Raw genomic sequence first — 24,770 nt, forward strand, 5'->3', positions numbered from 1 at the left:
GCGGTTTCATTGATATATGGACGGGCGGCGCGTTCATCATCGAGGTGTTGACCCCGGTCATTAAGCGAAGGTTGTCGACGGCCAAGCGCTGCGCCTAGGCCCGTACCGGACCCGTGACCCAATCTTCACCCTACGGCTGGAAGGAGATCCTGGATCTCGCGAATTACCAGGCGTTGCCGAATTTCTCGCGGTAGGTCACCTCGAGGGCGGGTCGGCGCCGGGGCGGTGAGAGCTTCTTCAACGACTGGCCGACATACACCGCCGCCATGGGCAGCAGGGTGTCCGGTAGCGCCAGCAGCTCTCGAACGCGCTCGATGCCGAACGTGGTCAGTCCGGTGGTCAGACAGGAACCGTATCCGAGGTCAGCCGCCGCCAGCAGCAGGTTCTGCACGGCGGGATAGATCGACGACGGGGCATAGATCTCGGCGACCCGTGCAGTGTCAGCGCAGACGACGATGACGACGGGCGCCGCAGCAAATCCGCCTCGCGCGAAACCGAATTCGAGGTCGTCGATGAGCACCTGGTCGTCCAGACTCTGCTTCACGAAGTCGCCACCGCCGGCATTCCACGTCTCGGTCCACCAGTCGGCGAGCAGTTTGCGACTCTCCTCGTCGCGGACAACGACGAACGACCACGGCTGCGTGTTCTCGGCGCTCGGTGCGTGCACGGCGAGCTGCAGCATCTGCTCGATATCGGATTCGTGCACCTTGCCGTTCGGATCGAATCGCCTGCAGGCGCGCTGTGACAGTACCAGTGTACGGAGTTCGCTCATCTCAATCGGCCAACCGTCGTTCGCCCCTAGGCGTCCAGCCGGTCATGGACACAGTGGACAAGTCGAGCGTCTCGCCGAGCGACAACTTGCCCGTCATCACACGGTTCAGGAATTCCGCCATCACCTCTTGCGGCTCCCTGTCGAGTTCGTAGATCACCATGTAGCGGTGGGTGGGCGGAGGAAGCTGCGCGGGCAGGTCCTCGTCGTCGGGGATCGTCAGCTCGGCCAGGTCGTAGCGCTGCGCCGCTACTACGCCGGGAACGTCGAGCACCTCGGGCACGTGGACGGAGTCATACCACTTGTTGAATTGGTCGTCCTCACCCTCGATGGGATTGCTCAGGACTACGAACCGACTTCCGGTCACCAGCACGCCTTTCGACAGAACCCCTCCGGGCTAGGCCTCCACACTATGGCAGTCGACTGTCACAGTCAACGAGCGGAGCTCGGCGTCATCGCCGACCGCTCGATGTAGCTGTAGCCGGTTTCGCCTGCCCACTGCACCTCTGCCCAACCGACCGTGTACGCCCGCACCGGATCGGCGACACCGTAGGGCAATCCGTCGGCCATGGTTATCCACATCGACGAGCGGATGACACCGTCGATCACGCGACCGCCCCCCAGTGTGAAGGAAAATGTCTCCCCGTCCCGAGCCAGCGTTGCGGGCGGTGGTGCGCTGACGATGTCGACGTGACGTAAAGTGCCGTCTTCCACCACGTAGGCGCCTTCTAGTGTGGTGTGACCGTCGCGGGCCCAGTAGCGGCACATCCCGAATGCCCGGCCGCCGGGCAATACCGCGCCGGTGATCACATGGCCGCCCCAGTCCCTGAGAGTGTCGGCACCGCGGGGCCCGCGTGAATGATCCCGCCAGCCAACACCGTTGAAGTCGATGGCCACGCCGTCGACAACTACCTGCCCCGTCACGCGGATGAGTTGCTCGTAGTGTTCGCGCGCCCAACTCTGCTCGGCCATCCCTTCGCCGGCGCTGGCGGCGTCCCACACCGGCGTCGCACACTCGACCTCGAGGTCCATGCGCACGTGACTCTTGGGGCCGTCGACGAGCAGGCCGGTGCGCATCTGCTCATAGGACGAGCGGAGGCAGTATCCGTCAAATGTGATACGCCACTTCCGAAATGGTTGCTCGCAATGGAACTCGAGATTCGCGCCCGCGGGTTGACGCTCGGCGACGGTGCGGTGATAGGCCCACATGCTGAGCACACCTTGGTCCTCGGGAAGCGCGATGAGTACCCGGTCTTCCCACATCTCCCACTTATCGGCCACGGTGCCCAAGTGCAACCACATGCCGACGTCGTTTACGGGATCGTAAGGCGTGAACAGGAGGTTCTCAGTCCATGCCGGGATATCGGGACACGCCCGCACGGTGCGCTCGCTGTCCGGGTTCAGCCCGGACGACAACTGCTGGATCGTGCTGCTCAATGGGATGATCCTTTCTATCCGGCCGACGCGGCCAGCACGGCGATCTCGCCGGTTGAGCCGTCGACACGTACGACATCTCCGGTGCGAAGAACCTTGGTTCCGTTGCCAGTCCCGACGACACAGGTGATGCCGAGTTCACGTGCCACGATTGCGCCGTGGCTGGCGGGGCTTCCGATATCAGTGACCAGCGCTCCCGCCAGCGACACCAGCGCCGTCCACCCGGGATCGACGAATTTGCACACCAGCACTTCACCGTCCTCGAGGACGTCGTCGGAATCGGCGTCGAGTACTACCCGCACAGTCCCCTCGACCACGCCGGGTCCCGCGGGCGTGCCGCGTACGGTGGCGTCGCTGCGGTCACCCACGTTGTCTGACCCGGTCGGCCCAACCGGCTCCGGCATACCGATGAAGGTCACCGGAACCTCGAAAGCCCGATACGCTTCGCGCCGTTCCCTTCGGTAGGCAACGAGTTCGCGTGCGTTGCGCGGTAGCGGTCCGAGCAGCTCCTCTGTGGTGAGGTAGAAGGTGTCGTCGGGAGAATCGAGCTTGCCTGCCGCAACCAGGTCCCGGCCGAGTGCGCCTGCGGCCGCTCTGGTTCCGTCCACCGCGGTGAGGAAGCCAGCCTTGGTGAGTTCCACCGACCGCACCTGAAATCCGGTGAAGTGCATCAGCCGGCGTAACAGAGGCCTACGCCACGCAGGCAAGCCGGCCAGCAGTTCTGCCTCCGCCCGCTCTCGGGCGACCACAGCACGCTGCGCCCGCACCCGAGGTCGTTCGGTTTCGGGTCGGCCCGCATGAACCGCGGCGATCCGGACCACCGCCTCGGGATCCTGCCGCCACGAATGCCCTATCACGTTGCCTTCATTGGGACCGTGGAAGCCATGCCGCTCGAGAAAGTCCGCGACCGATAGCTGTCCCTGCCCCAATGACCACACATCGTCGGCGAGCCGGGTCTCGATGACCCCGCCGTACCCGGCAAGCAACGTAGGAACCAGATCCGAGCGGCCGAGCCGGACGCTGATCGACTCCACCTGGGAGCGCAGCATATTCAGAATCATCCGAGTGCGGACATGTACCCGCATGACCGCAGTGAAGCGGGCGATGGAATCGGTCAACAGCGCGCTGGCATCAACCGGAGTGCCCGGCAATACCTGGGCTCGCCACCACTGCATCTGGTCGTCATGTGCACGCTGAGGCGCCCACCGTTGCCGTGTTGCGGCCAGTGGCGCTTTCACCAGTACGAATGGGATGCGGGTGGGATCACTTTTGGTGGGGGCGGCGTCGGCACGCACCGAACCCAGCAGGTCTCGTTCGAAGTCGTCACCGGTGGTTCCGGGAAGCAGCCCGGCCAGCTCACGGGCGCGATCGACATTCATCGCCTGCCTGCCGTAGAAGCACGCCGTTGCCCACTGGTTCGGGTCGTCGGGGACAGCCAGCTCGGACCGGGGCAGCACACCGAAGTCGTAGATGCCTGCGCGAGAAGCGAGTTCGACACCGCCTCCCCACAGTGACCAGCACAGGGGCGACAGGATGTCTGGAGTGGCCTCGCCGACGTTGGTCAGCGTCCACATCCGTTCCGGCTCGCTGCGGCCCCGAATCGGGTCTGTCAGGCCTGCGGAATCACTGTCGTCGGGCATAGTCCTCCTGACCCACTGATGACAGTCTACTGTCATTCTCTGGGTGATTCTGACATGTCGGCTCGACGGGAGTCACGGTTTCCCAGATCCTCCAGTCGACAAGTTGACTGTGACAGTGCACTGCCATAGTGTTCTCGGTCACATGGTTGGTGCCGTGGCCGCCGAGTGCGCCTCCTGGCGATCCTTGAACCGAACCGAAAGGCTGGCAATGAGATTCACCGTCTACCTGCCCAACTGTATGCACGTCGCCGCTGTCACCCAGCCCTGGGAATACGAGCTCGGCGGCCAGGACATCGTCAGCGTCGCTCGACGGGCCGAGGAGCTGGGCTACTCCATGGTCTTTCTGCCCGAACACTTTTTCACCCCCAGGCCGCACGTCGAGTTGTCGGGCAACCACTACTTCGACGCCACCACAGCCCAAGCGTTCATCGCGGGTGCCACGTCGACTATCTCTGTCGGGTCCATGGTGACCATCCTTCCGCTACACAACCCGATCATCGCCGCCAAACAGATTTCGACATTCGATTGGCTCAGTGACGGACGCGCGCAAGTCACGGTCGGCGTCGGCTGGCTGAAGGACGAATTCGACGCGATCGGCGTGCCCTTCAACAAGCGAGGCCGGGTGATGGACGAGTGCCTCGAAGCGATGTTCGAGCTGTGGCACAGCGACTCACCAAGCTATGACGGCGAATTCGTCAAATTCAACGACATCGCCTTCGGGCCGAAGCCGGTTTCGTCTCCCCACCCCACCCTCTGGATGGGTGGAGATGCCGACGCGGTGCTGCGCCGGGCGGCCCGCTTCGGCGACGGATGGGCCCCATGGCTGACCAAGCCCGACGAGTTGCCCGCCAAACTCGACTACCTACGCTCGCAACCCGGATTCGACGACCGGCCGTTCTCGGTGTTCTACAGCCTGGCGGTGCTGTCGATCGGTCAGGAACACGCGATCGTCGACGATCCGAACGCGCAGTTCGGCCAGAGCGCTCAGCAGGTCATCGACAACTGCAACATGCTCGCCGAGCGCGGCGTCACCGATACCTGGGTCAACCCGCCGCCCGTGAAAGACTTCAACGCCTACCTGGACCACATGCAATGGGTGGCCGAAGAGGTCATGCCGAAGGTCGGCTAACTCTGATGTCCGGGAATGTCGAAGTGCCGTTCCCGGACCTGAACTAGCTGAACCGAAACTAGTTGTGCGACTGACGATGGCCGGCTATATGTCGGCCCCGGGTCTCTTGTGGCACACTTACATACGGGTTTGGCCGCCGAGTCGCCGTGAGGCGGGTGGTGGTTGCAAGGTTCCCCATTCCTTGAGTTGCTGGTGGAATTCGCCGGCATCGTCCACCATCACGCGGTCGAGCAGTCGGCATCGATGCGCTGCAAGCGCACACACTCTCCCGTTAAGCCCGGCTTAGGCGCCGGATTGGATATGGCCGATGGCATGGTCAGGGACGTACCAGTACTAACACCCGCAGCCGCGTCGATTTGTACGTGATGACCTGGGAGCTGCTTCGCATGGCGCTTACACCGACCGGTGTGGCTTTTTGTAGCGTTGAGAAGCAGGAAGCCAGTCATGTTGAGCAGGTTCAGGATTCGCCATACACCAGAGGCACGGACGACTCTCCACCACCTGCTGCTGGATCACCGTCGGGCAGTGCAACGGTGCACTGGAGCGGTCCTTAGAGGCCTCCGAGACCCTCCCTGACCTCCACCGCATGCCTCGGCACAAACAGTTGCCGGTTGACTCGCCTGACCAGGTGCTCTTCACTCCACACGCGATCAGCCTGGCGGCGCCCTTCGTCAAGAACCCGGACTGTCAACAAGCTCAGTCGGTTCGAGGCCTAGTACCCCGACCCTTACGCGGGTTTGATATTCAGCGGCGCCGAACGCAGGCCCATAGTCCCCGTCGGCCATGGCATCTGCGGTTCCTTGCCGTCGACGTGGGAATAATCGGGAATGCGCGTGTGCCATTCCTCGAGGATGAGGCGCAGTTCGAGCCGTGCGAGGTGCGAGCCCAGGCAGCGGTGCGGCCCGCGACCGAACGCGAAGTGCACGGCCTTGCCGTCCACGTGAACCGCGTCGGCGTCGTCGTAGCGGCGCGGATCGCGATTTGCGCTGCCGTAACTGAGCATCACGGTGGTGTCCTTCGGTATGACGCGGCCGGCAACCTCCACCTCTTGGGTGGTGACGCGGGGCGCGAACGGAACGGGACCGTCGACGCGCAGGATGTCCTCGATGAAGGCGGGAATGAGCGAGTAATCGCTGGCTATCCGGCCTCGGAGTTCCGCGTCACCTGCCAGCTTGGCCAGAGAGAAGCCCACCGCCGAGGTCACGGTATCCAGGCCTGCCAGCACGAACATGAAGCACAGGCCCAGAATTTCGTTGTCGTCCATAGCCCCCTCGTCGGTGTCCTGCATCAACTGGCTGAGCATGTCGGTACCGGACGGGTCGGTCCGTCGCGCGGCGATGTGCTCCGTCAGATAGGCGAAGAGTTCCATTGCGTGCGCAAGAACCTCGGGAGTGGCCTCCGAGCTACCGGGGTCGGTGAACTCGAGTATCGAGTCCTTCCACTGCACCAAGCGGTCGCGATCCTCCATGGGCAGTCCGAACAGTGTTAAAAACACCTGGGATGGAAACGGTGTGGCGAGATCGGGCAGAACGTCGCACACGCCTTTCGCCACGATCGCGTCGATCAACTCGCCGGCTTGCCGCCGAAGTTCGGGCTCGCGTTCGGCCATTTTCTTCGGGCTGAAGAACGGGTCGAGCATGCGCCGGTACCTGGTGTGATCGGGCGGATCGATTGCGATAGGGATCATCGGGACGGGACTGCCCAGCCGATCGAACGCCTTGGCCGAAGAGAAGATGTCAGGCCTTTTGGCCGCGAACTCCACCGCGTCGGCGCTGGTGAGCACGATTTCCTCGCCCGCGGCCACCGCCTCCCCCGCGTCCCGCAATTCCCGCCATGCGCACGACCGATCCTGTCCGAACGGAAGCTCGCTGAGGTTCACAGTTCCACTGACTTCCAGCTTGTTCATGGGTGGAGATCCTCTCTGCGCGTTACCGCAAACTTGCACATCCGCAAACACTGTGACAGTAGACTGTCATATATGCGGAAGTATTGTGGACGAATCAGTGAGTGTCAACGATGTGAGCTCACCGAACCGCGTTGTAGTGTCGGTTCACCCGAGGCGGTCGAGGAGGCGGCGTGATGGCACGGGGGGATCGCTCACCACGGGACGCACATGCGGACCGGACACGGAATGCACTACTCGAGGCTGCCCTGAACCTGTTCAGCGTCAACGGTTACGACGACACCACGACGGACCAGATCGCCGAGAGCGCCGGCGTGTCGCCGCGGACGTTCTTTCGCTACTTCCCCACCAAGGAGTCGGTGCTGTTCTTCGGCGAGTACGACTTCATCGACGCCGTCAGCGGCGTGTACCTCGCCCAGCCGGACGAACTGTCCGATTTCGAGGCCATGGCGAACTCGTTCGCACTCCTTGCGCCTGGACTCAAGCGCATCCGTAAGCGAATCGCGCAGTACCGCGAAGCGGTCGCATCGTCGCTGGTGCTGCTCGGGCGTGAGCGCAGGAACCACGAGGCCAACGCCGAGACGGTGGCGAAGGTGATCGCCGAACGGCGCCATCTATCGACTCCGGATGACGAGTGCCAGCTGTTGGCATCGGTCGGGATGCTGCTCGTCGAGCGATCCCTCATCCAGTGGTTGGCCACACCGGGCCGGGGCCTCGACGACATCATCCGCGAGGAGTTCGCCGCACTACCCGTAGTACTGAAATAGCTACCGATCGTCGAACAGCGTCCCGTCGGGACAGCGCCGCGGTGTATCCGGGCCGCAGTATTGCGTGCGCAGATATGACGGGTACGTATCGGTCGGGCCTGCGTAGAGCCCGGCGATGTTGACGGGCACGTCGTATACGCCGATCGCGATCACATGCATGAAACCGGCGACGGCCAGCACCCGTAGCAGTCCCTTGAGCTTCGGCCCGGCCCAGTGCAGAGTCTCGATGCCGGACTCGACCCGGATCTGGCCTTTGCGGTTCCGGAAGAACATCAGCGCTCCGCTCGTGCTCAGCACCAGAGACCACAGGATGGGGCCGTAGAGCGGGATCTGCACGGTTTGCCCCGCCCACAGCGTGACACTCGGAATCGAAGCGGGATAGGCGACCAGCCCGTGATGCACCGCGAAGATCTCCAGCGGGAACTCGATAACGTACACCGCGAGCCAGCCGCAGCAGAACGTGCGAACGGGTCCCAGCGCCGGCCAGCGGCGCCGTGCCCGTCCCATCGCCCAGCGCGCGAGCGATCCCATCGCCAACGGCATCCAGATGTAGATCATCCCGATCATCAACACAGGTTCGGCCATGAACCGGCTGCCGGGACTCAGCGAGCCGGGGACGTTCTCCATCCAGTTGCCGAAGTTCACCAACCCGGCGTTGTAGAACAAAACCGGCTGGAACCAGTTGATCAGGGGATCGTGCCACCAGGCGATCGTCGATCCGATGACGACGGCCGCCTCGATGCAGAGCTGACGCTCGCGCAGGCACTTGCGAACCACGTAGACGATCGCGCCGAGCGCCAGTAGCGGGCAGGCGATCTGGAACGCGATGATCGCCACCTGGGTCCCGCCGGGGATCGGATCAGGACCAGGAGCGACCGGCGCCGCATTCCCGGAGACAATCCACGAGGTGTAGACGTAGGTGGCGAATGCGATGCACACTGCGCCGACCGCCGACCAGAACAACACCGGTCGGATGGTTCTGATCTGCGGTTGCGCAGCTCTGGGCGCGATCCCGCCGACCTCGTCGGCGCTCTTCAAGTCGGTCAAGGCAAACTTCCCTTCGGCAATGACCTACCAAACATGACAGTTCACTGTCACAGTGTCAACGGTCGCGACAAAATGCGCCGCTAGCGGTAGCGCCGGTTCATCAGGGTCGCGGTCTCGACAACGGCGTGCTCTTGACGACCAGATGCTGCGGGAGTCTTGCTGAAGGGCCTGCCTCGTTCCAGACGACGGCCAACCGCCTGCGGTCCGTGGTGCCCGTCGCCGTCGAGGGGTGAAACCCGCTGCGCCACAGCGCCCGGCGTTCACCGGCGGTTTCCACTGACATATCGCATGTAGTCAACTAGGTTACACAAGAACATAGTGAACTGGTTAGACAGTTACGGGATTCAAGCTCGCTCACTCGGGAGGCAACGATGCTGTCAGCTGCGTCGGAACTGATACCGCCGGCGACCCTCCATCCCTCCGGGGTGTGGTTCTTCAACTGGGCCATACCGATCGTCGGCAGCATCTTCGTCGTACTGGCCATAGCCGACGTGATCCGTCGGCGCCGCCTGACATGGGGCTTCCTGTTCTTGTTCAACAGCCTGGCGGTGTACTGGATGGAGACCATCGGCGACTGGGGCCAAATGCTGTTCTACAGCCCTGCCTTCGCCGAACACCATCTACTCGACTGGCTGCCGATCAAGACGCCAAACGATCCGCTGTTCATGCCATTCGCCTACGCCGTTTACTGGGGCGTACACGCACTCCTGGTGTTGTGGCTTAGCCAGTGGGTGTCCGCGCGGTTTGGCTGGAGCATGCTCAAATCGATGGCCGTGCTTGCCATTCCGGTCAACTACTTATGGGACTTCGTCGTCGAGGGCACGGCTACGGCGATGGGCTGGTGGACCTACGACCCTGGCATCGGCCCGGTGCTCGAATGGAGCAACGGTGGTCGGATCACGCTGCTCTGGACCATCGGCATCATGTGCACGTGGCCCAACCTGATCGCCTACTGGGCAGGCAAGCCGCCGATCCGTGGGCTGAACCACTTCGAGCGGTTCTGCCGATTAGATCGCTTCACGGTCCCGAAGGCTTCGTCTCGTCGGTCCGGTGATCGCGCCGAGGTCGGCACGCTAGCTGTCGCCACGAAGCACTCTCGGCTGACCAAGCAGCAAGAGTTCGATGACTGTCTCACTACGAGGTCACCATTCCGCGGTAGCGCTTCGAGCTGATGCGACTGGGGGCCTGGTTCATCGTGTTCCAGGTCAGCTTCTTCGTGTTCCTTATTCTGCCGCTGGTCATCATGCGGTGGGCCACCGGCGCCGACAGCCCCTACATCCCCTGATCACTGAGGAGCCGACATGAAGGACATGCCCGCCGAGTTCTTCCTTCCCCCGCAGGGCAATGAGGCGCTGAAAAGGGAAACCATCCGACTGCTCGCGGGGTGCACCGCGTTCATCGTGATCCTCGGCATCATCGTGGCGCTGACGCAGGGCATCGTCGTCAGCGTGTAATCCCGTCGTCCGAGGGGTGCGCGGTGCAATAGCGTTGTCTAGCAATCCAAAGGACAGGATTCGGGCCAGCTCCTCGATGGACACGGCGGGAGTCTCCCGCGGAGCGGCGCACTCATCTAACATTGGTGTCACTTCTACCGGAGGTGCGTAAGTGACGTCAGAACGGTTGGTGGTCTGCGCGAGCCACAGCCCAGGCAAGGAACGCGATGTGGAGCACGCCTTCGGGCGCCGCTTCCGAGCTGCGCTGGACATGGCAGCGGACCGGGTCCGGCAGTTCGATCCCGACCTGGTGGTGGTTTTCGGCGGTGACCACCGCCGGGCCTTCCGCCATGTCGTGCCGGCGTTCGGGATCGCGCTGTCCGCATCGATTCTCGCCGAGGGCCGGCATCCAAGCGGTGATCTCGACGTGCCACCCGACACTGCCCGCCTCCTGTGCGAACACCTGCTGTGGGAAGGCTTCGATGTCGCCGCGTGCCGCGACATCGGATTGGATCATGCATTCGCACAGCCGATCCGAGACCTGGTGGGCGAGTTGGCCGACAAACCTGTCATCCCCGTGGCAGTGAACTGTGCGACCGCTCCCCTGCCCAGGGGGCGCCGCGTCGCCGAGTTCGGCGCGGCGGTGGGACGGTTCCTCGACGGCCTCGACGAACGGACCGTGGTCATCGGGACCGGCGGCTTGTCGCACTCGCCGCCCAGCCTGGAGGTCGACACCTACGACCTCGGTGACGAACAGCGGGCCAAGATCATCGCCGACGGAATGCCGGAGGCTCGCACCAAGATCCGGCCCGACTGGGATGCCGAGGTGTTGCAAGCGATGTCGGCCTGGGATGTCGAGAGGTTGGTCGGACTCGTAGACAACGCGCACGCGCGAGCGGGGGCGGGAGCCAACGAAGTCCGCACTTGGCTGGCAGCCGGGGCCGCGGGCGGCGGACGGCCGGTATCACCGTTGGTCTACGAGCCGGTGCCGGAATGGATCACCGGGATGGCGGTCGCCGCGTCGGCGTGAGTGGACCGTCCGCGCCGGGCTTCGGGGTAGGCGCAGGCGTGCGGGAAAACAGCGGCGCAGGTGCCGGCTGGAGCGTTCCTCCGACGTCGACGAAGATGTTGCGCGCCTTCAGATGTGGATCATCCATGGCTTCGGTGGCGGTCAACACCGGTGTGACGCAAGCATCGCTGTCGGCGAACAGCCGCGACCAGTGGTCGCGGGGATGCGCACCGAACCGCTCGGACAGCACCCGCCGCATCGCCGGCCAACCCGCGGGGTCACGTTGCGGACCAAGAGTGGTTGGATCGATGGCCAGCAGTCGAAGCAACTCGGCATAGAACGCCGGCTCCAGTGCGCCGACCGCCACGTAACGGCCGTCGGCGCACTCGTAGGTGCTGTAGAACGGCGCCGAGCCGTCAAATGCATTGGCTCCCCGCTCATCCGACCACCGTCCGTCGGCCAGCATCGACCACACCACGTGGCCCAGCATCGAAGCTCCGTTGACTATGGCGGCGTCGATCACCTGCCCGCGCCCGGAATTCTGGCGCTCGATCAGGGCGGCGAGCACGCCGACGACCGCGAACAGCGAGCCCCCTCCGTAGTCACCGACGAGGTTGAGCGGCGGCGGTGGCGGCCGGTCCGGGGCACCCATAGCGTGCAGCAAGCCGGTGAGACCGATGTAGTTGATGTCGTGCCCGGCCTGCTGGGCGCGGGGACCAGTCTGCCCCCACCCCGTGACCCGGGCGTAGATCAGACGCGGGTTGAGCTGTGCGCACTCGTCTGGACCCAGGCCGAGCCGCTCGGTGACCCCAGGGCGGAACCCCTCGAGGAGAACGTCGGCTCTGTCGATGAGTTCACGCACGGCGGCGAGTTCGTCTGGATTCTTCAGGTCCGCGGCCACGATTCGCCTGCCGCGGTGGCCCGCGACCGCGCCCCCGGGTCGCTGCACACGAGTCACCTCTGCGCCGAGGTCGGCCAGCAGCATGGCGGCATGCGGACCGGGACCCATACCCGCCAGTTCGACTACGCGGATCCCAGACAGCGGACCTGACGAAACGGCGTGCTCCACGATCCCAACCCTAGCGATAATCTGACAGATTGCGCATATTTAATATCGCAGCCATAGGCCCAGACGATCTAATACGCGGTCTGTGGCATTGTTAATCTGACATCAACGTCATACCGCATGGGAGTATCGCACCGTGAGTATCTCCGCGCCGGAGCAGGAGCCGCTCTCGGGCATCAGCGTCGTGAGCCTCGAGCAGGCCGTGGCCGCGCCGTACGCGACCCGACAGCTCGCTGACCTCGGCGCACGTGTCGTGAAAGTCGAACGGCCCCCTGGCGGCGACTTCGCCCGCGGCTACGACCACACCGTCCGAGGCGAATCGAGCTATTTCTTCTGGCTCAACCGCGGCAAGGAGTCGCTGGCCGTCGATCTCAAGCACCCAGACGGGCTGGCCATCGTGCACCAGCTTCTGGAGACGGCCGACGTGCTCGTCCACAATCTCGGGCCGGGCGCGGCCGCCCGCATGGGACTCGACGCCGATGCGGTCGCGGCCTCGCATCCAAGGATCATCACCGCGACCATCAGTGGCTACGGGAAAGACGGCCCATGGGCAGACCGCAAGGCCTATGACCTGTTGATCCAGGCCGAAGCCGGACTGTTGTCCGTGACAGGTTCGCCCGGCAACGTGGCGCGCACCGGTGTATCCATCGCCGACATCGCCGCCGGGATGTTCACCTTTTCGGGCATCCTCACCGCGCTCTACACGCGGGCAATGACCGGCGTGGTTCGGCCGGTGTCGGTGTCGCTGTTCGACGCGCTCGTGGAGTGGATGTCACAGCCCCTCTACTACGGCCGCTACGGAGGCACTCCACCTCTACTCACGGGAGCGCGCCACCCGACGATTGCGCCGTACGGGCCGTTCATTTCCCGTGATGGCGACACGGTGTTGCTGGCGGTGCAGAATACGCCCGAATGGCAGCGCTTCTGCGAAGTCGTATTGGAAGCGCCCGAGTTGATCACCGACTCCCGGTTCGCGACGAATCCCGACCGGGTCGCACACCGCAACGAACTCGAGCCGATCATCAGCGCGACGGCCGGGGGCATACGCACCGACGCCTTCGAGCAGCGCCTGCGGCTCGCCGGTGTCGCCCACGCGCGGATGAACGACGTCGAGCAACTGGCGCACCATCCGGTGCTGACCGGCCGTGACCGCTGGCGCACGGTACGCACCCCGGGCGGGGATGCAGACGCGTTGGCGCCGCCGGTTGCACTCGGTGGCGTCGAGCCTTCGATGGGTGACGTGCCCGCCCTGGGCGCGCACAGCAGAACGATCCTGCGGGAACTTGGGTTTTCGCCCGAAGCGATCGACGGCCTCTTCGATGCGGGAGTGACGTCCGGCTAGGTCGAGCGCCCGAAGAAGCCCCGCTTGATACAAGTCATCAGCAAGGTGACGATCTCGTCGTCGTCGACGGGGTGGGGCAGATCCAGAGTGGCCTGCGGCACCCGCGTGACCAGCGCGCGCACGATCAGCGCGGAGACCACGGGGTCGAACGGGTAGACACCCGGTCGCCGGATCAGCATCCGTGCCGCACCGAGGTCCATGAGCACCTGACCGTGCTCGCCGATGCCGAGGACGGTGGCGTCGTCGGTGGCGCCTTCGGCCCACACGTCGATGCAACCGGAATACCTGTCGTAGAACTCGACGTAGGTGGCCAGCCAGTGCTGAAGCGTGGATTCGTCGGCGACGGGATCCAGCAGGGCGATCCGGTCCGCGAATGCCATTGCGGCACCGTAGATTTCGCTGGCGATAGCCGCTAGCAGATCCTGCTTGTCGCTGAAGTACTTGTAGAAGGTGCCCCGCGCCACGGCCGCGGCCTCCACGATGTCGTCGACGCTGGTACTGCGATATCCGCGGGCCCGGAACTGCGCGGCGCCCGCGTCGGCCAGCGCGGTCACGGTGGCCACCGCCCGCTTGCTGAGGTGGGCGGTGCGCTCGCTGATGGACAGTCCCGCGACGTTCGGTTCCTCAGGAACCTCCACCGCATCCACCTCGGCGGCGGGGTCGTTGCTGGCGCGCAGCCGTAGCGAGGTCAACACAGCGGCGGGGGTGTCGGGAAACAGCACCAACTGCAGGAACACCGACAAAGTGTCGACGGCATCCTTGGCGCTGCGGCCGTAGGCGCCGTCGGTGTGGACGAACAGGTTGATGCGGTGCACGAGGGCGGTCATCGTCATGGCCGCGATCTCAGGATCGATCCCTGTCACACCCGAGGCGGCGAGGCGTTCGGCCACCCGGTGGTTGTAGCTGCGGACGAAGCGGGCGATTTCGGGCCGGACGTTCGCGTCCGACGAGGCGATCGCCGTCCACTGGACGAACATCGTTGAGTACTTCTCGAACACCCAACTCCACTCGCCCAACCACCAATTGAGGTTGTCGAAGCCGACCTCGTCCGGCCCGAGAGGACCGATGCGCCGCGCCACCCGGAACAGCGCGCTACCGCATTCGTTGAGCAACTCGAGGAAGATCTCGTCCTTGCCCCTGAAGTACTGGTAGAGCGTGGCCCGCGACACTCCCGCCGCCTTGGCGATCGCATCGACCGACGTGTCGAAGTATCCGAGCCGTCCGAACAACTCCAGCGAGACCTCGGTGATCCGGGTGCGGGTACTGGCACCACGGGCACCGATGGCAGGACTCGATGGGCCGTAGCTGGCCCGGCGGACGATCGATGCTTCGGACATGATGCGTCCAGCCTATGGTCTGGCTGGGCTGACGGCGCCGCTCGCTGTCGTGTTTCGCGGAATCAGGAACTCCGCCGAGCCGGTCACAGCCACCCCGCCCGTTTGGCGGGTGGCCGCCAACTCCACTGTCACCCGGTCCGCGCCCGGCTCCTCGGTGACGTCAACGATCGTCCCCGAGCAGGTGAGCACGTCACCGGGCCACACCTGTTCACGGAAACGCACCCCGAATCGGCGCACGTTGCCTGCCCCGAGCCAATCGGAGGCGAATCCGGCCAGCAGGGCCGCGGAGAACATCCCCTGCCCGAACACCGACGGATACCCCGCCGAGCGAGCGAATTCGTCGTCGTAGTGCATCGGGTTGAGGTCGCCGGACGCCCCGGCGTAGCGGACGAACATCTGACGGGTGAGCGGGCCGAACTCTCGTGCCGGCGCCGGCGTTTCCACCTGTGCTGCGGCGCTCACTTCGCGGCCATCTCGATGAAGGTCGCCCTGGCCTCCGCCACGAGTGCTCCTTGTGGATCGCGGTATTCGGTGACGACGGTGGCGAACTGCATGGTGCCGCCCCGCTTACCTGGTTTGGAGAATCGCTCGACGAGACGCTCCCGCGCGGTCAGGACCGCGCCGGCGGTGGGCACCTCGCCGTGGAAGGTGTATTCCTGCTCGCCGTGAAGCAGTCGCTTTCGGTCGAACCCCACATTGACGCGCACGCCGGGCGGCGCCCAGCGGGCGGCGGTGGTGAGGAAGGTCGGTGGCACGATCGCGTCGGGTCCGCGGAAGTCTGGGTTGTCGGAGAGCATGGCCTCGGCGAACTCCGCGATCTTGCCCCGCTCGACGACCACTTCCCACTGGCGGCCCTCGGTCTCGTTGCTATCACTGTCAGGCATACCGGTCATAGTGACCAATAGTGTCAGAATATCTTCTCCACGGGTAGGTTGATCTCTCATCATCCCCAATGAGCCGCTTGTCTGAAAATGACATTGCTGCCAGAATCGGTGCCCATGGTCGAGTTGGCGGCGAGCTACGTAGCGGGAAAGTGGGCTGCAGGTGCACTCGCGGAAACTGTGGAGGTGACGTCACCGGCTACGGGCCAAGTGGTGGGCGCGATCGGCGTGGCGGGCGCCGAAGAGGTTGATGCCGCTGTCGTCGCAGCGCGTGCAGCGTTGGTGACGTGGAGGCAGGTCTCCCCCGCCGACCGGGGCGCCGCGCTGGGCAGGCTCGCCGACGCGTTGACCGCCCGCAAGGGCGAACTGGCCGATCTGGCCACGGCGGAGATCGGCTCGCCGCGGTCGTGGAGCACCTTCGGGCAGGTCCTCACCGCCACCGGCGTATTGAAGGCCTATGCCGCGATCGCACCCGAGTATCCGTTCGTCGCCACTCGCCCCTCGATGACCGGTGGAACCGTGGAGGTACGCCAGGTGCCCATCGGTGTCGTGGGCGCGATCGTCCCGTGGAACACCCCGCTGTTCATCGCCGCTCTCAAACTCGGCCCCGCCTTGGCGGCCGGCTGCACGGTGGTGCTCAAACCCGCTCCGGACGCACCACTGGCCTTCGGCGTGCTGATGGAGGCGATCGAGCAGGCCGGCATCCCTGACGGTGTGGTCAACGTCGTCAACGGAGGCACCTCGACCGGCGAGCTGCTCGTCGCGCATCCGGGGATCGACAAAATCAGCTTCACCGGATCTACGACGGTCGGCGCCAAGATAGGCGCGGCGTGTGGCACCAGAGTGCGACGCTGCAGCACCGAACTCGGAGGCAAGTCGGCGGCCATCGTGCTGCCCGACGCGCCGCTGGAACAGACGGTCAAGGGTCTGGTCGGCGGCGTGATGGGCAACAACGGTCAGTTGTGTGCCGCGCTGACGCGTATCCTATTGCCCCGCAGCCGATACGACGAGTTCGTGAGCGCGCTCCAGGTGGCCGTCGAAGCGCTGACCGTCGGAGACCCCGCGGACAGATCCACCGATATCGGTCCACTGATCAACGAAGCCGCTCGCGACAAGGCGGAAGGGTTCCTGCAGCGGGCACGGGACGAAGGAGCCACCGTGCTCGTCGGCGGCGAACGACCGAACCTGCCAGGATGGTTCGTCGCGCCCGCGCTGGTGGCGGCGACCAACGACATGGAGATCGCTCGCGAGGAGGTCTTCGGTCCGGTGGCCGTCGTCATAACGTACGACGACAGCGAACCGGACGCAGAAGATGCGGTCAGCATTGCCAACGATTCCCGCTACGGCTTGGTGGGCGCGGTCTGGTCAGCCGACGAGCAACGGGCCGCTGAGGTGGCAGCACGACTTCAGGTCGGCTCGGTGGCGGTGAACTCGACCGCGGTCCTCGATTTCGGCAGTCCGTTCGGCGGATTCAAGCAATCAGGCATCGGTCGCGAAGGCGGCCCCGAGGGCCTCGCGGGCTTCGTCGAATACCAAGCCATCATCCGTTAGGCCGGAAGGAAATCACGGAATGCAGACACAGGCTGCCGTGCTGTTTGAGCGCAACACGCCATGGTCGATCGAGACCATCGAACTGGACCCGCCGAGGGCGACTGAGGTACTCGTCGAGCTGCATGCCTCGGGCATGTGCCATTCCGACGACCACCTCGTCACCGGCGACATGCCGATCCGGCTGCCCTGCATCGGCGGTCACGAGGGTGCGGGCGTCGTCAAGGCGGTCGGCGACCACGTGTCCTGGCTCGCGCCCGGCGACCACGTCGTGTTCAGCTTCATCCCGTCCTGCGGCCGGTGCCCGTCGTGCTCAACGGGCCATCAAAGCCTCTGTGACCTTGGCGCAAAGATCTACTCGGGCATGCAGATTCACGACGGAACCGCACGCCACCACCTGAACGGCGAGGATCTCGCACTGGCTTGTGGTGTCGGATCATTCGCGCACCACACCGTCGTTCACGAGGCGAGTTGCGTCAAGATCCCGGAGCACTACCGGCTGGACCGGGCGTGCCTGCTGGGCTGTGGCTTCATCACCGGATGGGGATCATCTGTCTATGCCGCCGAAGTCCGACCGGGTGACACGGTTGCTGTTGCGGGCGTGGGTGGCATCGGCGCCGCGGCAGTGCAGGGTGCACGACTGGCGGGCGCCCGCACGATCACCGTCATCGACCCGTCGGAGTACAAGCGGGAGGAGGCGCTCAAGATGGGCGCCACCCACACGGCAGCGGATTGGAAAGAGGCGAAAAATGTTGTTGCCGAGGCGACTTGGGACCGCGGGGTGGACAAGTTCATCTGCGCGATGGGCGTCGGTGATGGTCAACTCATCGGGCAGGCGCTGGCAATGACGGCCAAACGCGGCAAGCTGGTGGTCACCAATATCCACCCGATGTTGGAACGCGAGGTCCGAGCGAACCTGATGGATCTCACGCTCACCGAGAAGCAGATCGTCGGAACCCTATACGGCTCGGGCAATCCACGGGCGGACATCCCGAAGATCCTGGAGCTCTCCAGTGCCGGACAGGTCGACCTGGATGCGATGGTCACCCGCACCTATCCCCTGGCGAAGGTCAACGACGGCTACGCCGACATGCATGCCGGTGCCAATATCCGTGGCGTGCTCATCTATCCGCCCGCCGAGGCCGCGCTGGGCTGAACCGCTCACGCCTTTGCGTGTACCGGTTCCCATCCACCGCCCTGGGCGGAGCGGTGCGCTGCGTCGATCACCGCGAGTGACACCAGACCGTCCTCGAACGTGGCCGCGGTACTGGGCTCGCCGTCGAAGGCGGGCAGCCAGTCCTCGAGCATGAGCGCCATCGCCCGACTGGCATGGCCGGCCAGGCCGGTGGGCAGCTGGTCCGGGTGGGCGGGTTCACGCTCATCCACCTGCAGCGGGGTCAATCCGTCATCGGTGGCCAGACCCGCCGAGTACCGTGCCGATCGAAGATCGCCGTCCCCGATGATGGTGCCTTCGGAGCCGAACACCTCGAGGCGGTAGTGGTCGGCATGCGCACCCATCACCGAGACACTGAGCACCGCAGTCATTCCGGACGGCATCCGCATGAGCACAGCTGCGGTGTCATCTGCGGTGATTCGCAAGGTCTCGCCGTCGGCGAGGTGACGGACGGGGTCGCTGACGGTGACCTCGGCACATACTTCCTCGGGCGCACCGAACAGGCTGCACACGAAGTCGAGGTCGTGCACCAGCATCCCGGCGAGGTAGCCGCCACCCTGTTCCCGGTCATACATCCAGCGCGCCTGCGGCGGATGGCTCGGGTGCCAGTAAGACGCGCTGCGGCTCACCCGTGCCAGGTACTGGTCACCGAGGAACCCCGAACGCACCCGATCAGCAACAGCGAGCCAGTCCGGATTCCAGCGATTTTCAAAGCAGCATGCCGTGGGTACGCCGGCTGCCGCGGCGGCACGCACCATCTCGCGGGCCGCCTCCGGGTCGCCGGCAAGCGGCTTCTCGCACAGCACGGGTTTGCCCGCGGCGAGGGCGGCCAGCGTCATGTCGCGGTGCAGCACCGTCGGCGTAGCGACGGAGATCACGTCGAGGTCGTCACGCTGGACGAACGACTCCCAGTCTGTCGACGTCTCCTCGATCCCGAGCTTGGCCGAGACGCGCTCCAGACGATCCGGGGTGCGGGCGCAGAGCGCAACGGGCTCGAAGCCCGCCGCCGCCCGGAAACCTGGCACCTGTACGTGCGCGCCCCACCCCACACCGATGATGCCGACTCTCAGCGGGGTGCGGTCCGTCATGTGCTCTCCTCGGCTGTCCTTTTGTCGATCGCCTCTTGGCGGACTCGACCACTAGTGACACTAATGTTAGATATCGGTGCGGATCAAGGAGGGGAAAACCGCGCAATCCCCTCAACTAACGCCTACCCGACATTGCCTATAAGTGACATGAGTGCCAGAATCTAGAGCTGTGAGCGCGATCGACGTCGACGAGCAACAGTTCGCACCATTGATCGACCTGCGGTGGTGGCAGGAACATCCCGCAGAACGCCCGGAGATTTACCGGCGCCTGCGGGACGCTGGCGCGGTCTTCGTGCGGACCAACCGGCCCGATGCTCCCCGCGCCCGCGGCTTTTGGGCGGTCGGCGCACACCGCGATGTGGTCGACATCAGCCGACGAGCCGACGAGTTCTGCTCCGGGCATGGCACCCAGATCTTCGACCAGACCGCCGAGATGCGCGAATACCGCGGGTCCATCATCGACATGGACGACCCCGAGCACATGCGGCTTCGCAAGATCGTCTCCCGCGGGTTCACCCCGCGCATTCTCGCCGAGATGCGTGGCTTGGTGGAGGAGACAACCGCAGAGATCCTGGACGAGATGCCCCGCACCGGGAAGTGCGACTTCGTCTCGGCGTTCGCCACGCTGCTGCCGCTGCGCATCATCGACAACATGCTGGGGGTGCCGCGGGAGCACGAGCAGTTCATCGTCCATGCCACCAACGTCGTACTCGGCGCCTCAGATCCGGAGTACGTACCCGATCAGACCGCGGCGGGAATCGGGGCGGCGGTCTCCGAGGCCAGCGAGCGGCTCATCGAACTGCTCAAAAGTATCGCCGAAGACCGCATCGCCCGGCCGCGTAACGACGTGATCAGCAAGCTCGTCACCTCCGACGAGGAGAATTTGACGCCGCAAGAACTGGCGAAGTTCTTCATCTTGCTGATCGGCGCGGGCAACGAGACCACCCGCAACGCGCTCACGCACGGCCTGCTGATCCTCAGCGCGCATCCGGACCAACGCGACCGGCTGCTGGCGGACTACGACGAGTTGGCGCCGACTGCCGTCGAGGAGATTCTGCGGTATGCGAGTCCTGTGATCCACATGCGCCGCACCGTAACCCGCGACGGTGTGACGCTGACAGACGCGGACGGGCAGGTGACACACACCTTCGCCGCCGGGGACAAAGTAGTCGTCTGGTATCCGGCCGCTAATCGCGACCCCGCTGTATTCGCCGACCCCGAGGCGTTCGACATCGCACGAAAGCCCAACAACCACATCGCCTTCGGGGGACCCGGCCCTCACTATTGTCTCGGGGCCCACCTCGCCCGCTTGGAATTGAAAGTGGCCTTCCAGATGCTCTACGACCGCTACCCCGACATCAGCGCTGCCAGCGAGCCGGTCATGCTGAGATCCAACTTCGTCAACGGCATCAAACACCTCGAGGCGACCTACACACCATGAACACCACTGCGGCCGTGCTATCCGACACCACCGATGGCATCCTCACAATCACCCTCAATCGGCCAGAGGCCGCGAACGCGGTCCGGCCCGACGACCGCGACACGATCATCGCGCTGCTGGCCGCCGCCGCGGACGACGAGAAAGTACGCGCGGTGGTGTTGCGCGCCAACGGGAAACACTTCTGCTCGGGCGCTGACGTGGCTTCGCTGGCGGACCGGCGGGCGCGGGGCGAGAAGCGAGTGCTGGAGCCGACGCGACGCATCATGAACGGGGCCCAGAAATTGGTTGCCAGCGTGTTGGATTGCCACAAGCCGGTGATCGCCGCGGTGCAGGGTGCTGCGACAGGCCTGGGGGCCCACATTGTCTATGCGTCCGATCTCGTGATCGCCACCGAAAATTCCTATTTCGCTGAGTCATTCGTCAAGCGCGGGCTGGTTGTCGACGGTGGAGGGTGCTACCTGCTGCCTCGAAGGATCGGCATGCAGAAGGCAAAAGAGATGGCCTTCTTCGGAGAGCGCCTGACGGCAGCCGAAGCGTTGGCACTCGGTCTGGTGAACCGCATGGTCGCCCCGGCTGAGTTGGACGCGGCGGTGGCCGACTTCGCCGGGCGACTGGCGGCGGCACCGACGAGCGCCATCGCGTTCACCAAGCGACTCCTCAACGACTCCCCCGACACCGATCGGTCCGGGGCGTTCGTCGCCGAGGCGATGGCCCAGGAGATCCAGTCCTACTCACATGACTCGAAAGAGGGTGTGCAGGCGTTCATCGACAAGCGCCCGACCGAGTTCACCGGGTGGTGAAGTAGATGGCGCGCGCCGACATCCCGGTCATCGACCAGGTCAGCGAGCCGTATTGGGCCGCGGCGCGGCAGGGTCACCTGCTGATCGCCAAGTGCCGGCCGTGCGGGCGGGTGCATCACTACCCGCGGCCGTTCTGCCCCTTCTGCTGGAGCGACGACGTCCACCCTGTTCAGGCCAGCGGAACCGGAATCCTGTACACGTATTCGACGGTGTACGTGAATGATCTGACTCCGTTCAGCTCGCGACTGCCCTACGTTGCCGCGATCGTCGAGCTGCCCGAAGGCCCGCGGCTGATGACCGCCATCGAGGGCGTCGAACCCGAGCGTCTTCGGGTCGGAATGCCCGTCACCGCGATTTTCCGGCCCGTAGACGAGACAGATCCCGACAGCCCGTATCTCACGATATTCACCCCAAGAGAGGACTCATGACCGGACTACTCGACGGCAAGGTCGCCCTGGTGACCGGCGCCGGGCATGGCATCGGCCGTGGCCACGCACTCGAACTGGCCAAGCATGGCGCGACGGTGATCGTCAATGACCTTGGCACCACCCTTTCCGGCGAGGGCACCGGCAAGGTCGCCGACGAGGTCGTCTCGATCATCGAGAGCCGCGGTGGCAGCGCGGTGTCCGACTTCAGCGACGTGGGCGACGAGCAGCAGGTAGACCTTGCCGTGGAACGCGCCTACTCGCAGCTGGGCAGGCTTGACATCGTGGTCAACAACGCGGGCATCGTGCGCGACAAGGCGATATGGAACATGACGGCCGACGACTTCGACCTGGTGATGCGGGTGCACGTGCGCGGCAGCTGGCTGACCAGCCGCGCGGTCGCGCGGAAATGGCGCGCGGAATCCAAGGAATCCGGCGCAAAAGTCTATGGCCGCATCATCAACACCACCTCGGGCGCCGGCCTGCACGGCCACTTCGGTCAGACGAACTACAGCACCGCGAAGTCGGCGATCGTGGGCCTGACCCAGACGCTCAGTCTCGAGCTCGCATCGATCGGCGCCACCGTGAACGCCATCAGTCCTGGTGGACGCACGCGCATGTCCGCGTCCATGCCGGGAGCAGAGGCGGCCATCGAGCCCGACGAGCGCGCCGAGGACGAATTCGATCCCAAGGACCCGTCGCTGGGCTCTCCCGTGGTGGCGTGGCTCGCCAGTCCCGAAGCCGGCCATGTCAGCGGTCAGGTGATCCGGGCCATGGGCGAGCATCTGCAGCTGCTCAAGGGCTGGCATCCGGTGACGTCGGTCTCCAACGGCCAAAAGCGATGGGATGCAAACAAACTCGGTGCCATCATGGCCACCGACGTGTTCGGGACGCGTAACACCGGCCTGCGACTGGGCGGCTGACGCGCTGCCGGACGTTGCACAAACGGTCACAGAAATAGGTATAGCCCGGACAGCAAGGCCCACAGCGCCACGCAATATCCCTCGAATGCGATCCGCAGAGGCTTTGGAGCGTTTCGCAGTTCCATGAAGTCGAGCCCGACGAGCCGTATCTTGATCGCGGCGATCCCAAGGATGACGACCGCCATCGCCGAACCGGTGCCATGGTCGGCGCCCAGAGCGAAGGACACCACCGTCGCTGCGATCAACACCAGCCAGGACACGCCCGCGCGGCCACGGACGAAGGCCAATACGGAGGGGCCCGGCATCACGACACCAGGTACAGCAGCGGAAACAGCACGATCCACAGCAGGTCGACGAGGTGCCAGAAACAAGCCCCGCCCTCCACGACGGCCATCCGCGTTGGTCCGAGTTCGTGCCGCCGCGTCTGGGTGAGCAGGAATGTCAGCACCGTAATACCGACACAGACGTGAAGCAGATGTATACCGGTGAGGATGAAGTAGTACAGGTAGAAGTGATTGGCGATGACCGCGTGTCCACCGGTCACCAACGAGTAGTACTCGAAGGTCTTGAGGGCGATGAACACTCCGCCCCACGCCATTGCCGCCACGGTGGCCGAGCGCGCGATGTGCCGGGCTCCCGACCGCAGCGCACGCAACGTGATGACCACGAGCAGTGAACTCGTCAGCAGTACCAGCGTGTTGGTGAACCCAACCCCGAGGTGCAGCGTCTTGCGCGCGAGGTCGAACTGTTCGGGGTTCTTGGCCCGCTCGACCATGAAGGTGGCGAAAAACGCGCCGAATACCAGCATGTCGCCGAACAGGAACACCCACGTGCCGCTCTCACCGGGCACGCGCCGCGTCGGCGTCGCGGTCAGCGAAGATGCATGAACTGTCACGAAGCCACGAGGGTGAGGGATCGCTCGGCGGCCTGCTCCGCACTGATCGAGCGGAGCAGCACCAGCGTCACCGCGATCATCCAGACACTGAACGCCACCAACGGAATCCAGAACGCGAAGACGCCGTTCCACGCCAGCGGCCCGCTGTTGAAGACCATCACCGCGCCGCCGGGCAGCGCGAGCAAGGCGTACCAGGCGTTGAGGTAGCCGAACCACCGCGGGAACGTCCCCGGTTCCGTGCGGTCGACGAACGACGCGGTCGTGAGCACCACGGCCTGCACGACCAGGGTTCCCACGATGCCGACGAACATCAACCAGAAAACGTCGTTGAGCGCCTGGGTGATCTGGGGATCACGCTCTTCGGGCCGAAACGCTGCGGTGGCCATCACCATCATCGGGAACAGAAAGCCCGGCACGAAGATGACGCCACCGAAGATCTGGGTCACCGACAGCACACCCCACTTGCCTTCGACCCGTCGCACCCGCAGGCAGATGGTGGCCAACCACGGCAGCGCGAGGCATGCGGCGAGCAGGCTGAACGCCAGGCCGACTCGCACCCGCAGCTTGTTGGCGACGAGAAAGTCGGCGATGGACTGGGCGCTCGCGGTCGGCGAGAGCGGCGGGATGAGCTTGGCGATGAGCATGAAGAAGACGAAGAACAGCGCGAGCATGACAACTCCGCCCCACGCGGCGATGCGTTGGAGTTTCAAGTCCACGGG

General features: G+C 64.8%; 25 protein-coding genes and 1 pseudogene. 12 read left to right on the forward strand and 14 right to left on the reverse strand.

Going from position 1 to position 24,770, the window contains the following annotated elements; genetic code table 11:
• Nucleotides 1-163: 163 nt before the first annotated feature.
• The 4 genes from DYE23_RS28080 to DYE23_RS28095 form a co-directional block, all read right to left on the reverse strand.
• Complete coding sequence (locus tag DYE23_RS28080) at nucleotides 164-772, reverse strand: nitroreductase family protein (RefSeq protein ID WP_115328708.1); 609 nt, start codon at nucleotides 770-772, stop codon at nucleotides 164-166.
• 1 nt (nucleotide 773) lies between these two features.
• Nucleotides 774-1,136, reverse strand: a complete 363-nt coding sequence (locus DYE23_RS28085; RefSeq protein WP_069412689.1) for a DUF4286 family protein — start codon at nucleotides 1,134-1,136, stop codon at nucleotides 774-776.
• Nucleotides 1,137-1,201: 65 nt separating this feature from the next.
• Entirely contained in the window at nucleotides 1,202-2,185 is a 984-nt protein-coding gene (locus tag DYE23_RS28090) for a DUF7064 domain-containing protein (protein WP_115329139.1), read from the reverse strand.
• 35 nt (nucleotides 2,186-2,220) lie between these two features.
• Entirely contained in the window at nucleotides 2,221-3,843 is a 1,623-nt protein-coding gene (locus DYE23_RS28095) for a PEP-utilizing enzyme (protein WP_115328709.1), read from the reverse strand.
• A 208-nt stretch (nucleotides 3,844-4,051) separates the two neighbouring features.
• Between DYE23_RS28095 and DYE23_RS28100 the strand changes: the two genes are divergently transcribed.
• Nucleotides 4,052-4,972, forward strand: a complete 921-nt coding sequence (locus tag DYE23_RS28100; RefSeq protein ID WP_115328710.1) for a TIGR03619 family F420-dependent LLM class oxidoreductase — start codon at nucleotides 4,052-4,054, stop codon at nucleotides 4,970-4,972.
• A gap of 727 nt (nucleotides 4,973-5,699) precedes the next feature.
• Here DYE23_RS28100 and DYE23_RS28105 read toward each other — a convergent pair.
• Nucleotides 5,700-6,878 (reverse strand): cytochrome P450, encoded by a 1,179-nt coding sequence (locus DYE23_RS28105; RefSeq protein ID WP_115328711.1) that lies wholly within the window; start codon nucleotides 6,876-6,878, stop codon nucleotides 5,700-5,702.
• A gap of 173 nt (nucleotides 6,879-7,051) precedes the next feature.
• Between DYE23_RS28105 and DYE23_RS28110 the strand changes: the two genes are divergently transcribed.
• Nucleotides 7,052-7,642, forward strand: a complete 591-nt coding sequence (locus DYE23_RS28110; protein ID WP_115328712.1) for a TetR family transcriptional regulator — start codon at nucleotides 7,052-7,054, stop codon at nucleotides 7,640-7,642.
• On the opposite strand, the gene DYE23_RS28115 is transcribed toward DYE23_RS28110, so the two are convergent.
• A complete protein-coding gene (locus tag DYE23_RS28115) occupies nucleotides 7,643-8,689 on the reverse strand; it encodes a spirocyclase AveC family protein (protein WP_172527854.1) in 1,047 nt (348 codons plus the stop codon).
• 371 nt (nucleotides 8,690-9,060) lie between these two features.
• Here DYE23_RS28115 and DYE23_RS28120 point away from each other — a divergent pair.
• From DYE23_RS28120 to DYE23_RS28125, 3 genes and pseudogenes are all read left to right on the forward strand, one after another.
• Nucleotides 9,061-9,974: pseudogene (locus DYE23_RS28120) on the forward strand (spirocyclase AveC family protein).
• Nucleotides 9,975-9,990: 16 nt separating this feature from the next.
• The gene (locus DYE23_RS30990) at nucleotides 9,991-10,143 is read left to right on the forward strand and encodes a DUF7156 family protein (RefSeq protein WP_172527855.1); all 153 of its coding nucleotides are present in this window, start codon (nucleotides 9,991-9,993) and stop codon (nucleotides 10,141-10,143) included.
• 151 nt (nucleotides 10,144-10,294) lie between these two features.
• Nucleotides 10,295-11,152, forward strand: coding sequence for a 3-carboxyethylcatechol 2,3-dioxygenase (locus DYE23_RS28125; RefSeq protein ID WP_172527856.1), 858 nt, complete (start codon nucleotides 10,295-10,297; stop codon nucleotides 11,150-11,152).
• Here the strand turns inward: DYE23_RS28125 and DYE23_RS28130 are convergent.
• Nucleotides 11,121-12,200: a CaiB/BaiF CoA transferase family protein gene (locus DYE23_RS28130; protein WP_264033115.1), complete on the reverse strand. Its 1,080-nt coding sequence runs from the start codon at nucleotides 12,198-12,200 to the stop codon at nucleotides 11,121-11,123. The genes DYE23_RS28125 and DYE23_RS28130 overlap by 32 nt on opposite strands.
• Nucleotides 12,201-12,339: 139 nt before the next feature.
• On the opposite strand from DYE23_RS28130, the gene DYE23_RS28135 reads away from it, so the two are divergent.
• Nucleotides 12,340-13,539, forward strand: a complete 1,200-nt coding sequence (locus DYE23_RS28135) for a CaiB/BaiF CoA transferase family protein (protein WP_172527956.1) — start codon at nucleotides 12,340-12,342, stop codon at nucleotides 13,537-13,539.
• On the opposite strand, the gene DYE23_RS28140 is transcribed toward DYE23_RS28135, so the two are convergent.
• Genes DYE23_RS28140 through DYE23_RS28150 form a run of 3 tightly spaced genes read right to left on the reverse strand, consistent with a single transcriptional unit; the run spans nucleotide 13,536 to nucleotide 15,769 of the window.
• Nucleotides 13,536-14,876: a TetR/AcrR family transcriptional regulator gene (locus DYE23_RS28140; RefSeq protein WP_115328715.1), complete on the reverse strand. Its 1,341-nt coding sequence runs from the start codon at nucleotides 14,874-14,876 to the stop codon at nucleotides 13,536-13,538. The two genes, DYE23_RS28135 and DYE23_RS28140, sit on opposite strands and share 4 nt — an antisense overlap.
• A gap of 12 nt (nucleotides 14,877-14,888) precedes the next feature.
• A complete protein-coding gene (locus DYE23_RS28145) occupies nucleotides 14,889-15,338 on the reverse strand; it encodes a MaoC/PaaZ C-terminal domain-containing protein (RefSeq protein WP_115328716.1) in 450 nt (149 codons plus the stop codon).
• A complete protein-coding gene (locus tag DYE23_RS28150) occupies nucleotides 15,335-15,769 on the reverse strand; it encodes an FAS1-like dehydratase domain-containing protein (protein WP_172527857.1) in 435 nt (144 codons plus the stop codon). Before DYE23_RS28150 ends, DYE23_RS28145 begins: the two co-directional genes overlap by 4 nt.
• A gap of 78 nt (nucleotides 15,770-15,847) precedes the next feature.
• Here DYE23_RS28150 and DYE23_RS28155 point away from each other — a divergent pair, with 78 nt between their 5' ends.
• Both DYE23_RS28155 and DYE23_RS28160 read left to right on the forward strand, forming a co-directional pair.
• Nucleotides 15,848-17,308, forward strand: coding sequence for an aldehyde dehydrogenase (locus DYE23_RS28155; RefSeq protein WP_115328717.1), 1,461 nt, complete (start codon nucleotides 15,848-15,850; stop codon nucleotides 17,306-17,308).
• Between the two features lie 19 nt (nucleotides 17,309-17,327).
• Complete coding sequence (locus DYE23_RS28160; protein WP_115328718.1) at nucleotides 17,328-18,461, forward strand: NDMA-dependent alcohol dehydrogenase; 1,134 nt, start codon at nucleotides 17,328-17,330, stop codon at nucleotides 18,459-18,461.
• Between the two features lie 5 nt (nucleotides 18,462-18,466).
• Here DYE23_RS28160 and DYE23_RS28165 read toward each other — a convergent pair whose 3' ends face one another.
• On the reverse strand, nucleotides 18,467-19,567 hold the full coding sequence (locus tag DYE23_RS28165) for a Gfo/Idh/MocA family protein (protein WP_115328719.1): 1,101 nt from the start codon (nucleotides 19,565-19,567) through the stop codon (nucleotides 18,467-18,469).
• Nucleotides 19,568-19,736: 169 nt separating this feature from the next.
• Between DYE23_RS28165 and DYE23_RS28170 the strand changes: the two genes are divergently transcribed.
• The 4 genes from DYE23_RS28170 to DYE23_RS28185 are packed head-to-tail and all read left to right on the forward strand — an operon-like array spanning nucleotide 19,737 to nucleotide 23,156.
• Complete coding sequence (locus DYE23_RS28170; RefSeq protein WP_115328720.1) at nucleotides 19,737-21,008, forward strand: cytochrome P450; 1,272 nt, start codon at nucleotides 19,737-19,739, stop codon at nucleotides 21,006-21,008.
• Nucleotides 21,005-21,808: an enoyl-CoA hydratase/isomerase family protein gene (locus DYE23_RS28175; RefSeq protein WP_115328721.1), complete on the forward strand. Its 804-nt coding sequence runs from the start codon at nucleotides 21,005-21,007 to the stop codon at nucleotides 21,806-21,808. Before DYE23_RS28170 ends, DYE23_RS28175 begins: the two co-directional genes overlap by 4 nt.
• 5 nt (nucleotides 21,809-21,813) lie before the next feature.
• Nucleotides 21,814-22,236: a Zn-ribbon domain-containing OB-fold protein gene (locus DYE23_RS28180; RefSeq protein ID WP_115328722.1), complete on the forward strand. Its 423-nt coding sequence runs from the start codon at nucleotides 21,814-21,816 to the stop codon at nucleotides 22,234-22,236.
• Entirely contained in the window at nucleotides 22,233-23,156 is a 924-nt protein-coding gene (locus DYE23_RS28185) for an SDR family NAD(P)-dependent oxidoreductase (RefSeq protein ID WP_115328723.1), read from the forward strand. Before DYE23_RS28180 ends, DYE23_RS28185 begins: the two co-directional genes overlap by 4 nt.
• A 26-nt stretch (nucleotides 23,157-23,182) precedes the next feature.
• On the opposite strand, the gene DYE23_RS28190 is transcribed toward DYE23_RS28185, so the two are convergent.
• From DYE23_RS28190 to DYE23_RS28200, 3 genes are read right to left on the reverse strand one after another with little or no spacing between them, the layout of a single operon-like run.
• Complete coding sequence (locus tag DYE23_RS28190; protein ID WP_115328724.1) at nucleotides 23,183-23,461, reverse strand: cytochrome C oxidase subunit IV family protein; 279 nt, start codon at nucleotides 23,459-23,461, stop codon at nucleotides 23,183-23,185.
• Nucleotides 23,461-24,051: a cytochrome c oxidase subunit 3 gene (locus DYE23_RS28195; RefSeq protein ID WP_264033118.1), complete on the reverse strand. Its 591-nt coding sequence runs from the start codon at nucleotides 24,049-24,051 to the stop codon at nucleotides 23,461-23,463. Before DYE23_RS28195 ends, DYE23_RS28190 begins: the two co-directional genes overlap by 1 nt.
• Nucleotides 24,048-24,767: a hypothetical protein gene (locus tag DYE23_RS28200; RefSeq protein WP_172527858.1), complete on the reverse strand. Its 720-nt coding sequence runs from the start codon at nucleotides 24,765-24,767 to the stop codon at nucleotides 24,048-24,050. Before DYE23_RS28200 ends, DYE23_RS28195 begins: the two co-directional genes overlap by 4 nt.
• Between the last annotated feature and the right edge of the window lie 3 nt (nucleotides 24,768-24,770).

Source organism: Mycolicibacterium gilvum (genome assembly GCF_900454025.1).
GTDB classification, from domain to species: domain Bacteria; phylum Actinomycetota; class Actinomycetes; order Mycobacteriales; family Mycobacteriaceae; genus Mycobacterium; species Mycobacterium gilvum.

What these genes read in the sequence shown, in the direction of transcription:
- DYE23_RS28080 (WP_115328708.1), bottom strand. Translation starts at nt 772, where the DNA reads ATGAGCGAACTCCGTACACTGGTACTGTCACAGCGCGCCTGCAGGCGA.
- DYE23_RS28100 (WP_115328710.1), top strand. Translation starts at nt 4,052, where the DNA reads ATGAGATTCACCGTCTACCTGCCCAACTGTATGCACGTCGCCGCTGTC.
- DYE23_RS28155 (WP_115328717.1), top strand. Translation starts at nt 15,848, where the DNA reads ATGACATTGCTGCCAGAATCGGTGCCCATGGTCGAGTTGGCGGCGAGC.
- DYE23_RS28095 (WP_115328709.1), bottom strand. Translation starts at nt 3,843, where the DNA reads ATGCCCGACGACAGTGATTCCGCAGGCCTGACAGACCCGATTCGGGGC.
- DYE23_RS28165 (WP_115328719.1), bottom strand. Translation starts at nt 19,567, where the DNA reads ATGACGGACCGCACCCCGCTGAGAGTCGGCATCATCGGTGTGGGGTGG.
- DYE23_RS28140 (WP_115328715.1), bottom strand. Translation starts at nt 14,876, where the DNA reads ATGTCCGAAGCATCGATCGTCCGCCGGGCCAGCTACGGCCCATCGAGT.
- DYE23_RS28185 (WP_115328723.1), top strand. Translation starts at nt 22,233, where the DNA reads ATGACCGGACTACTCGACGGCAAGGTCGCCCTGGTGACCGGCGCCGGG.
- DYE23_RS28175 (WP_115328721.1), top strand. Translation starts at nt 21,005, where the DNA reads ATGAACACCACTGCGGCCGTGCTATCCGACACCACCGATGGCATCCTC.
- DYE23_RS28180 (WP_115328722.1), top strand. Translation starts at nt 21,814, where the DNA reads ATGGCGCGCGCCGACATCCCGGTCATCGACCAGGTCAGCGAGCCGTAT.
- DYE23_RS28160 (WP_115328718.1), top strand. Translation starts at nt 17,328, where the DNA reads ATGCAGACACAGGCTGCCGTGCTGTTTGAGCGCAACACGCCATGGTCG.
- DYE23_RS28150 (WP_172527857.1), bottom strand. Translation starts at nt 15,769, where the DNA reads ATGACCGGTATGCCTGACAGTGATAGCAACGAGACCGAGGGCCGCCAG.
- DYE23_RS28105 (WP_115328711.1), bottom strand. Translation starts at nt 6,878, where the DNA reads ATGAACAAGCTGGAAGTCAGTGGAACTGTGAACCTCAGCGAGCTTCCG.
- DYE23_RS30990 (WP_172527855.1), top strand. Translation starts at nt 9,991, where the DNA reads ATGAAGGACATGCCCGCCGAGTTCTTCCTTCCCCCGCAGGGCAATGAG.
- DYE23_RS28110 (WP_115328712.1), top strand. Translation starts at nt 7,052, where the DNA reads ATGGCACGGGGGGATCGCTCACCACGGGACGCACATGCGGACCGGACA.
- DYE23_RS28190 (WP_115328724.1), bottom strand. Translation starts at nt 23,461, where the DNA reads ATGCCGGGCCCCTCCGTATTGGCCTTCGTCCGTGGCCGCGCGGGCGTG.